The sequence below is a fragment of the Methylohalomonas lacus genome, from assembly GCF_024808875.1.
GTDB classification, from domain to species: Bacteria; Pseudomonadota; Gammaproteobacteria; order Methylohalomonadales; family Methylohalomonadaceae; genus Methylohalomonas; species Methylohalomonas lacus.
On record NZ_JANUCT010000037.1, the window covers coordinates 1 to 1085 of the forward strand.

General features: G+C 56.9%; 1 protein-coding gene. It reads left to right on the forward strand.

Features of this window, described 5'->3' with window-relative positions; genetic code table 11:
* Window positions 1–87: 87 nt before the first annotated feature.
* Window positions 88–1056 (forward strand): IS30 family transposase, encoded by a 969-nt coding sequence (locus J2T55_RS13190; RefSeq protein ID WP_259057851.1) that lies wholly within the window; start codon window positions 88–90, stop codon window positions 1054–1056.
* The last annotated feature ends 29 nt before the right edge of the window (window positions 1057–1085 follow it).

Consider the following 1085-nt stretch of genomic DNA (forward strand, 5'->3'; position numbering starts at 1 on the left):
CGCGGATTCGCCTAATAAGTGCAATTTCTTAGGGTAAAGAGCCAGCTGCTATAGTTCGGCTTTTTCCCGACCAAGAGAAATTGCACCATGAACTATAGACAGCTGACTGAGAATGAACGATACCAGATTCAGGTTCTTATGAAAGCCGGTCACGACCAGCAGGCGATAGCCGCCCTGCTGGAACGCCATCCGGCCACCATCAGCCGTGAACTGCGGCGTAATACGGGGCTGCGAGGCTATCGGCCGGCCCAGGCGCAGCGGTTGTCGAGTCGCCGTCGGCAGGCTGCGACCAAGGCCTGCAAGCTGACCGCCGAGGTCGGCGACTGGATCCGGCAGCTGGTTCGCCAGGAGCTGAGCCCAGCCCAGGTGGTCGCCTATCTACGCCGTCGATGTGGCGTTTGTCTGCATCACGAGACCGTCTATCGATTCATCTATGCGGACCAGGCGAATGGCGGCGATCTCTACCAGCACTTGCGGGTTGCCTCGAAGCCGTATCGCAAACGCTATGGTCATTATGACCGTCGTGGTCGAATCCCTAACCGAACCAGCATCCATGAACGGCCAGCCGTTGTCGACCGACGTACGCGACTGGGTGACTGGGAAGGCGACACGGTCATGGGCAAAAATCGCCAGAGTACCCTGTTAACAGTGGTCGAGCGCAAGAGCCTGTATACTCGGATCATCAAGCTGGCGGGCAAGCAGGCCGAACAGTTGGCCGAGGCCGCGGTCGCTGGGCTGCACAAACTGAAGCGGTTCTTCCGAACGCTGACGCTGGATAACGGCCTGGAGTTTGCGGCCCATGAAAAACTGGCTGATGCGTTAGCGGTGGATGTGTACTTTGCCGACCCCTATGCTTCCTGGCAGCGGGGCATCAATGAAAACACCAATGGCCTCATACGCCAGTACTTCCCAAAAGGCACTGACTTCAATGAGGTCTCCCAGGCCGAGATTGACCATGTCATGGACCGCCTGAACAGCCGGCCACGCCAAACCCGTGGCTATCGGACACCGAATGAAATATTACTGGGGCAATCAACTGAACTGTTGACTGCATAACTTGATTGCACTTATTGATAGAATCCAAG

Excerpts from the sequence above, each read along its gene's own strand:
- J2T55_RS13190 (WP_259057851.1), top strand. The coding sequence starts at position 88 with ATGAACTATAGACAGCTGACTGAGAATGAACGATACCAGATTCAGGTT.